The 3,061-nt window shown below is 71.4% G+C and carries 3 protein-coding genes and 1 pseudogene; all 4 read left to right on the top strand.

Annotated features, from left to right (window positions below; genetic code table 11):
* Positions 1–108: 108 nt before the first annotated feature.
* The 4 genes and pseudogenes from VGL20_22080 (at position 109) to VGL20_22065 (ending at position 2,948) form a co-directional block, all read left to right on the top strand.
* Positions 109–839 (top strand): annotated as a pseudogene (locus tag VGL20_22080) (transposase).
* A gap of 78 nt (positions 840–917) precedes the next feature.
* Positions 918–1,364, top strand: a complete 447-nt coding sequence (locus VGL20_22075; protein ID HEY2706381.1) for a cupredoxin family copper-binding protein — start codon at positions 918–920, stop codon at positions 1,362–1,364.
* Complete coding sequence (locus VGL20_22070; GenBank protein ID HEY2706380.1) at positions 1,357–2,337, top strand: metallophosphoesterase; 981 nt, start codon at positions 1,357–1,359, stop codon at positions 2,335–2,337. Before VGL20_22075 ends, VGL20_22070 begins: the two co-directional genes overlap by 8 nt.
* The gene (locus VGL20_22065; protein ID HEY2706379.1) at positions 2,334–2,948 is read left to right on the top strand and encodes a hypothetical protein; all 615 of its coding nucleotides are present in this window, start codon (positions 2,334–2,336) and stop codon (positions 2,946–2,948) included. Before VGL20_22070 ends, VGL20_22065 begins: the two co-directional genes overlap by 4 nt.
* The last annotated feature ends 113 nt before the right edge of the window (positions 2,949–3,061 follow it).

Below are 3,061 nucleotides of genomic sequence, written 5' to 3'. Positions count from 1 at the left end.
GCCGGCGGCGAGCGCCTAGCAGCCCGTCCCGGTAACCCCCCGAACGGGTGCTCGATGTGAGTCAATTCGGGGGTGCCGAAGACGTTCCGCCCCTACGACCCCGACCAGATGCTGCTGCTCCCGCCCTCGGTGCGTGACTGGGTGCCTGACGGCGATCTGGCTCACTTCATCAGCGACGTGGTCGACCTGCTCGACCTCTCCGAGATCGAGGCCGTCTACGAGGAGGAGTTGCGCGGCCATCCCCCGTACGACCCCCGGATGATGACCAAGCTCTGGCTGTACGCCTATGCGGTGGGAACGCGGAGCTGCCGCAAGCTCGCCAGGCTGGTGCAGCGCGACGTCGGCTTCATGATGCTCGCCGCCGGCAACCAGCCCGACTTCCGCACCCTCAACAGCTTCCGGCTACGGCACCTGCAGGCGCTGGCTGGACTCTTCGTCCAGGTGCTCCGGCTGTGCGAGAAGAAGGGGCTGGTGAAGCTGCGCCACGTGGCCGTCGATGGCACCCGGGTGAAGGCCAATGCCAGCAAGCACTCGGCGATGAGCTACGGGCGCATGAAGCAGGAGGAGGCGCGCATCCGGGCCGAGGTCGAGGCCTACTTCAAGGAGTGCGACCGAGTCGACGCCGAAGAGGATGAGCGCTTGGGGCCGGACCAGCGTGGCGACGAACTCCCCGAGGAGTTGCAGACCGCCGAGCGGCGCCGCCGGGCCATCAAGGAGGCGATGGCAGAGCTGAGCGCGAGGCGAAGGCGGCGGGTCGGGTGGAGCCCAAGGACAAGGCGCAGCGCAACTTCACCGATCCCGAGTCGCGGATCATGAAGGGCAGCGAGGGAGCCTTCATTCACGCGTCCGTTGGTTGGGGCCGGCTGTAACACCGCCCGTATGGGTGAGTGCCCCCCTACGGACACGAGGACATCAGCATGCGCTTCCCTGCCAGACGCTCCGCGCTGCTCGCGAGCACGCTCGCCACCGGCATCGGCCTCGCCGGATGCGGCGGCACCAGTGCCGCCACCGCGCCGGGCGCGGGCGCCGGTGGCTCCGCGGCGTCGAACTCGACGAGCACGATGAGCATGCCGGCGGCGGCGACGAGCGCCGCCCCCGCAGCCCCGGTCGCCGCCGACCACGTCGCCATTGCGGCCTTCGCATTCGGCCCGGCCACGGTGATGGTCAAGCCCGGCACCACGGTGACGTGGACGCAGCAGGACGAGGACCAGCACACCGTGACCGCCGACGACGGCTCGTTCGCGTCGTCGCCGCTCGTCACCGGCGGGACCTACACCCACACCTTCACCGCGCCGGGCACCTACCACTACCACTGCGCGATCCATCCCTTCATGCACGGCACGGTGATCGTCACCAATGGCTGAGCGCACTGCGATCACCGCTCATCTCGACGGCGCGGGAAAGGCGCTGGTCGGCCGTGAGGTCGACCGGCGCGGCTTTCTCAAGTGCGCCTCCTGGGTGGGCGCCGGCACCATCTGGACGGTGAGCGGCGGCCTGGTCGCCGCCTGTGGCACCGCCCTCACCACAGCCGCAGGCTCGCCGAGCCCGGCGGCCACCGGCGGTCTGTACTTCGTCCAGATCAGCGACAGCCACATCGGCTTCAAGGGGACCGCGAACCCGGACGTCCTCGGCAGCTTCACCGCGGCGATCGCCCAGGTGAACGCGCTGCCCCAGCGTCCCGCGTTCGTGGTCCACACCGGCGACCTCACCCACACCTCGACGCCCGAGCAGTTCAACACGGTCAGGGACCTGATGGGGACGCTGAGGACGCCGCAGACGGTCGTCGTCCCCGGCGAGCACGACACCGTGATGGGCCCCAAGCCCTACCTCGACGTCTTCGGCGCCGGCACCCAGGGTGACGGGTGGTCCAGCTTCGACATGGGCGGCATCCACTTCATCACCCTGAACAACGTCGTCGACATCACCAACCTCGGCCACCTGGGGACCGCGCAGCTCGACTTCGTCCAGAGAGACGTCGCCAACCTGAGGTCCGACACCCCGATCGTCGTCTTCGCGCACATCCCGCTCTGGAGCATCTACGACACCTGGGGATGGGGCACCGACGACGCCGCCCAGGCGCTCTCCCACCTGAGGCGCTTCGCCTCGGTGACCGTGCTCAACGGGCACATCCACCAGATCCTGTCCAAGGTCGAGGGCAACGTCACCTTCTCGACCACCACCACCACGGCGTACCCGCTGCCGGCCCCCGGCACCGCGCCGGCGCCGGCGCCGGTCACCCTCCCCGCGGGGAGGCTGCACGACGTGCTCGGCATCCGAGAGGTGCGCTACCGCGGTGCGGGCGGCGGCTTCCGGCTCACCGACGACCACCTGCGATGAGCCGCCTCCACGACGCCCCGACCGTCGAGGGCGGAGCCCTGCGCGGAGGCGGCCCCGGGCTGGCCGCGATGCTGGTGCTGCAGGCATGGGTGTGGGTCTCCTCGGTTCTGCCCAAGCTGGTCTCGAACGGCTTCCTCGGCGGCTTCACCCGCTTCGTGGGCAGCGCGCAGCCGGGGCGCCCGGCCGTCTACGACCACCTCCTCCGCAGCGTGGTGCTGGCGGCCCCCTCGCTGTTCGCCTGGGCCGCGCTCGGCACCGAGCTCGGGCTCGCCGTCACCTTCACGGTGGCGGCGCTCGCGGTGCTGCGCCTGGGACCCCGGGTGCCGCGCCAGGTCCTCGTGGCGGCCGCGGCCGCCTCCCTGCTCGGGGTCGGGTTCGCGCTCAACCTCGCGCTGCTGGCCGGAGACCCCGCCCCCTGGACCCTCGGCAATCCCTTCGGCAGCGGCGTCGCCCTCGAGTACCTGCTGGCCGGTCTCAGCGGCGCCACCGCGGTGGCGGCGATCTCGAGCGTGCGCCGCGGCGCGCACCACCACGCCGTGGGCGCCGCGGATCAGCGCCCGGCGCCGGTCCGCGCGCTGACCAGGACCCGCCACGGGGAGATCACCAGATGACCAGAAGGGCCACGACCGCACTGGCGGTGACCGCGTCGGTGGTCGCCGCGATCGGCGGCTCGGTGATCGCACGCACGGGCGGGACGGCTCCCGCGGCCGCCGCGGCACCGGTG

Source organism: Candidatus Dormiibacterota bacterium, assembly GCA_036495095.1.
GTDB lineage: Bacteria > Chloroflexota > Dormibacteria > Aeolococcales > Aeolococcaceae > CF-96.
The sequence above is the reverse complement of the archived record's forward strand: the minus strand, read 5'-3'. Positions and strand labels throughout refer to the sequence as shown.